Below are 5,185 nucleotides of genomic sequence, written 5' to 3'. Positions count from 1 at the left end.
CGCCCCCGTCGCCCTCCCCCGCCACCTCACGCGGCGCGGTCCCGCGGACCGCCGCCTCCACCCGGTCCCCCGGGCCGAGGTCCCGCGCCTCGTCGAGGACGACGGCGCGGCGCGCGGCGATGCCCTCGCGGCGCAGCACGATCGCCTGGCGCACGTAGTCGAGCCCCGTCGCGACGGTGAGCGCAACCGCGGCGGCCATGACCCAGAACCGTGCCGAGGCGAGCCACCCCGTCAGGGCGAGCACGTACATCCCGACCGCGACGCCCTGGGTGAGCGTCTTGAGCTTGCCCCCGCGGCTCGCGGGGATGACGCCGTACCTGATGACGACGAAGCGCAGCAGCGTGATGCCCAGCTCGCGGCCGAGGATCACGCCCGTGACCCACCACGGCAGGTCGCCGAGGGCGGAGAGGCAGCAGAACGCGGCGCCCATGATCGCCTTGTCGGCGATCGGGTCCGCGATCTTCCCGAAGTCCGTGACGAGGTTGTACGTGCGCGCGAGGTGGCCGTCGAAGAGGTCGGTGATCATCGCGACGGTGAAGGCGGCCCACGCGACTGAGCGCCACGCCGGGTCGTGTCCTCCGGCGACGAGCATCAGGGCGATGAAGCCGGGGACGAGGACGAGCCGGATCATCGTGAGGATGTTCGCGATGTTCCAGATACGGGGGGTGCCCGCGGCGCCCGCGGCGGTGCTGCCGCCCGGGGCGCCGGTGCCGCTCGTGGCGGTTGCCGGGGCTCCCGTCATCTGCCTGCCTCCTCAAGACACTCCGCCACGAGATCGACGCCCTCGGTGCCGATCACCTTGGCGACGACCATACGGCCGACGCGGGGCGAAGCACCGTCCGGGAGCGCCGCCCCGCCGGTGAGAATGATCTGCCCGTCGGTCTCGGGGGCCTGGTGCGGCCCGCGGCCGAGGGCCGGCTCGTCGTCGGTGGCGGCCGATTCGACGAGCACCTCCATCGTCTCGCCGATCCGCTCCTCCGCACGCTGGGCGGTCAGCTCCTCGGCGAGCCGCGAGACCCGCGCGAGTCGTTCGGCGACGACCTCCTCGTCGAGCTTCGTCCCGTACGTCGCCGCCTCGGTGCCCTCCTCGTCGGAGTAGCCGAACACGCCGATCGCGTCGAGCCGCGCCGAGGTCAGGAAACGTTCCAGCTCGGCGACGTCCTCCTCGGTCTCGCCGGGGAAGCCGACGATGAAGTTGGAGCGCACCCCGGCCTCGGGGGCCTTCGCCCGGATCTGGTCGAGCAGGCCGAGGAAGCTGTCGGTGCCGCCGAAGCGCCGCATCGCGCGCAGGACGCCGGCCGCGGAGTGCTGGAAGGAGAGGTCGAAGTACGGGGCGATCTTCGGCGTCGAGGTGAGCACGTCGATCAGGCCCGGGCGCATCTCGGCGGGCTGGAGGTAGCTGACGCGCACCCGCTCGATGCCGTCCACGGCGGCGAGGTCGGGCAGCAGCGTCTCCAGGAGGCGGATGTCGCCGAGGTCCTTGCCGTAGGAGGTGTTGTTCTCGGAGACGAGCATGACCTCGCGCACGCCCTGCTCGGCGAGCCAGCGCGTCTCGGTGAGCACGTCGGAGGGACGGCGCGAGATGAAGGAGCCGCGGAAGGAGGGGATGGCGCAGAAGGAGCAGCGCCGGTCGCAGCCGGAGGCGAGCTTGACGGAGGCGACGGGGCTGGTGCCGAGGCGGCGCCGCAGCGGGGCGCGCGGTCCGGAGGCGGGGGCGAGTCCGTCGGGGAGGTCGGCGGGCGCGACGTCCTCGGGCTCCGGGGCCTGCTGCGCGTGCCCGGGCAGCGCGACGCCGGCGGCGTCCTGGCGGGCCGCGGGGCTCAGCGGCAGGAGCTTGCGGCGGTCGCGCGGGGTGTGCGAGGCGTGGATGCCGCCGCTCAGAATCGTCTGCAAGCGGTCGGAGATGTCGGCGTAGTCGTCGAAACCGAGCACGCCGTCCGCCTCGGGCAGCGCCTCGGCGAGATCCTTGCCGTACCGCTCGGCCATGCAGCCCACCGCGACGACGGCCTGCGTTCTGCCGTGGCCCTTGAGGTCGTTCGCCTCCAGGAGCGCGTCCACGGAGTCCTTCTTGGCGGCCTCGACGAAGCCACAGGTGTTGACGACGGCGACATCGGCGTGCGCGGCGTCCTCGACGAGGTCCCAGCCGTCCGCCTCCAGGCGGCCTGCCAGCTCCTCCGAGTCCACCTCGTTACGGGCGCAGCCAAGGGTGACGAGAGCGACGGTGCGGCGTTCGGGCATGGGCTCAAGACTACTTCGTCCCCGGACGGCGCCTTCCGCGCAGGTGGCGGTACGGGTTCGGGCACGTGTACGGGGCGGGACGGCGGGGGCGGGAGCCGCGCACGCGCCCCCCGGCCCGTACCGCCGCCCCGTGCTCCCTCAGCCCTCCGAGGGGTTGCCCTTGGTGTAGGAGAGCCGCTGGACCTGGCCGGGGCGGAACTTGTCCGCGATCGGCTTGCCGTTCACCGAGACCCGCACCGCGCCCGCGTCGCCGAGGACGAGATCGACCTGCTCGGCGTCCGTGAACGTCTTGTGCTGGCCCTGCTCCAGGACTCCGTCGAAGAGGCTGCGCCCCGTGTGGTCCTTGACCGAGACCCAGGAGCGCCGCTCGGGCACGCTCAGCTTCACCGTCACCTTGTCCGCGGGCACGGCGGCCACGGCGCTCTCCGCGGGGTTCGCCGGGGACGCGGGCGACGGGCTCTCGCTCGGCGACGCGCTCGGCGAGGGGCTCGCGCTGTGCCCCGCCGGGGCGCCCTCGGCGGCGTGGCGCTTCGTCCCCGCGGGCTCGTCACCGCCGCTCACGACGGTGAAGCCCACGAAGGCGACGACCGCGACGATCGCCGCGACCATGGCGGCGGTCCAGTTGGGGCGGCGGCGGTCGGGCCGGATGCGCTCGGCCTCGAAGAGCGGCGCGGCGGGCGTGGGCAGTGGCGCGCCGTCGTGCTCCGCGTCGTAGCGCGCGAGCAGGGGCTCGGGATCGAGACCGACGGCGCGCGCGAGGGCCCGCAGGTGTCCCCGGGCATAGACGGTGCCGCCGCACTGCGAGAAGTCGTCGTTCTCGATGGCCTGGACGAGGGGGACGCGGATACGTGTCGAGGCGCTCAGGTCCTCGACCCGGAGGCCGGCCTTCGCGCGGGCCCGCCGCAGCGTCTCGCCGAGGGACGGACCGTCGTCGGAAGGGCGTTCTTCTGCTGGGGAGTTGCCGATGGACACGAGAGCGCCTTTCGAGCGTGCAGCCACCTGCTGGAGGTTCAGTCTAGGGGGGCTGTAAAAGGCTCGGGCAACCCGGCGGACGGGGTTTTACGCCATCGGAATGCCCGGAAATCCTGGGGCGCCCCCGGCCCCGGAATCTCCACACATCCCGCACTCCGCACGCGCGCCCCCGGCCCTCGCCCCCACCGCACCTGAACGGATGAAGGGCACTGGGCCACGAGGCGGCGCCGGACCACCGGATCGCTCACGCCCCAGTTGACGCGCGACCCGCCGAAAGGGTTGCCCGCTCCCCCGCCCCGTACGCCTCAGCCCCCCGCGCCGTCCCCCGCCCCCGGCGCGCCGGAGCTCCCGGAAGCCCCCGGGGCCGCTCCCCCGCCGCCGCGGATCTCGTCGATGACCCCGTCCAGCTCGTCCGGCTTGACGAGGACGTCGCGTGCCTTCGAGCCCTCGCTCGGGCCCACGATGTTGCGCGTCTCCATGAGGTCCATCAGCCGCCCCGCCTTCGCGAAGCCGACGCGCAGCTTGCGCTGGAGCATGGAGGTCGAGCCGAACTGGCTCGTCACGACGAGTTCGGTCGCCTGGAGCAGCAGATCGAGGTCGTCGCCGATCTCCTCGTCGATCTCCTTCTTCTGCTGCGAGCCGACCACGACGTCGTCGCGGAAGACCGGCGCCATCTGCTCCTTGCAGTGGCGCACGACGGCGGCGATCTCCGCCTCCGTGACGAAGGCGCCCTGTATGCGCGTCGCCTTGTTGTCGCCCATGGGCAGGAAGAGCCCGTCGCCCTTGCCGATGAGTTTCTCCGCGCCCGGCTGGTCGAGGATGACGCGGCTGTCGGCGAGCGAGGACGTCGCGAAGGCGAGCCGCGAGGGCACGTTCGCCTTGATGAGCCCGGTGACGACGTCGACGGAGGGCCGCTGCGTCGCGAGCACGAGGTGGATGCCGGCGGCGCGCGCGAGCTGGGTGATCCGCACGATCGCGTCCTCGACGTCGCGCGGCGCGACCATCATGAGGTCGGCCAGCTCGTCGACGATCACGAGCAGGTACGGGTAGGGCTGGAGCTCGCGCTCGCTGCCCTCGGGCGTCTGGAGCTTGCCCTCGCGGATCGCCTTGTTGAAGTCGTCGATGTGCCGGTAGCCGAAGGCCGCGAGGTCGTCGTAGCGCAGGTCCATCTCGCGCACGACCCACTGGAGCGCCTCGGCGGCCTTCTTCGGGTTGGTGATGATCGGCGTGATGAGGTGCGGGATGCCTTCGTACGCGGTCAGCTCGACGCGCTTGGGGTCGACGAGCACGAGGCGTACGTCCTCCGGCGTCGCGCGCATCATGACCGAGGTGATGAGGCAGTTGATGCACGAGGACTTGCCTGAGCCCGTCGCGCCGGCGACGAGGACGTGCGGCATCTTCGCGAGGCTGTGCATGACGTAGCCGCCCTCGACGTCCTTGCCGAAGGCGACGAGCATCGGGTCGTCGTCCTCGGCGGCGTCCGCGAGGCGCAGTACATCCCCCAGGTTGACCATCTCGCGGTCGGTGTTCGGGATCTCGATGCCGACGGCGGACTTGCCGGGGATGGGGCTGATGATGCGCACGTCGGGGCTCGCGACGGCGTACGCGATGTTCTTCGTGAGCGCCGTGATGCGCTCGACCTTGACCGCGGGGCCGAGCGCGACCTCGTAGCGCGTCACCGTCGGGCCGCGGGTGAAGCCGGTGACGCGCGCGTCGACCTTGAACTCGCTGAAGACGTTGGTGAGCGAGGCGACGACCGCGTCGTTGGCAGCGCTGCGCGCCTTGCCCGGACCGCCGCGCTCCAGGAGGTCGAGGCTCGGCAGCGCGTAGGTGACGTCGCCGGAGAGCTGGAGCTGTTCGGCGCGCGGCGGGAGGTCGCGCGGCTCCTCGGGCGTCTTCTTCGTGAGGTCGGGTACGCCGCCGGACGCCGCCCCGTCCGCGGCGTCGCGTCCGCCGCGCGACGGCGCGCCGGCGT

At 72.6% G+C, this 5,185-nt stretch carries 4 protein-coding genes; all 4 read right to left on the bottom strand.

What is annotated here, in order from left to right; all coding sequences use genetic code 11:
- On the bottom strand, positions 1 to 742 hold a 742-nt coding region (gene pgsA, locus G3I42_RS02050), incomplete at its 3' end, for a CDP-diacylglycerol--glycerol-3-phosphate 3-phosphatidyltransferase (protein WP_239096207.1).
- Positions 739 to 2,238 (bottom strand): 30S ribosomal protein S12 methylthiotransferase RimO, encoded by a 1,500-nt coding sequence (gene rimO / locus G3I42_RS02045; protein ID WP_164282142.1) that lies wholly within the window; start codon positions 2,236 to 2,238, stop codon positions 739 to 741. The genes rimO and pgsA, both read right to left, overlap by 4 nt.
- 138 nt (positions 2,239 to 2,376) lie before the next feature.
- The gene (locus tag G3I42_RS02040; protein ID WP_164282141.1) at positions 2,377 to 3,210 is read right to left on the bottom strand and encodes a helix-turn-helix domain-containing protein; all 834 of its coding nucleotides are present in this window, start codon (positions 3,208 to 3,210) and stop codon (positions 2,377 to 2,379) included.
- Between the two features lie 305 nt (positions 3,211 to 3,515).
- On the bottom strand, positions 3,516 to 5,185 hold a 1,670-nt coding region (locus G3I42_RS02035; protein ID WP_164282140.1), incomplete at its 5' end, for a DNA translocase FtsK.

This window comes from Streptomyces sp. SID11385 (assembly GCF_010548245.1).
In the GTDB taxonomy this organism is placed as follows: Bacteria; Actinomycetota; Actinomycetes; order Streptomycetales; family Streptomycetaceae; genus Streptomyces.
The sequence above is the reverse complement of the archived record's forward strand: the minus strand, read 5'-3'. Positions and strand labels throughout refer to the sequence as shown.

What these genes read in the sequence shown, in the direction of transcription:
- rimO (WP_164282142.1), bottom strand. Translation starts at nt 2,238, where the DNA reads ATGCCCGAACGCCGCACCGTCGCTCTCGTCACCCTTGGCTGCGCCCGT.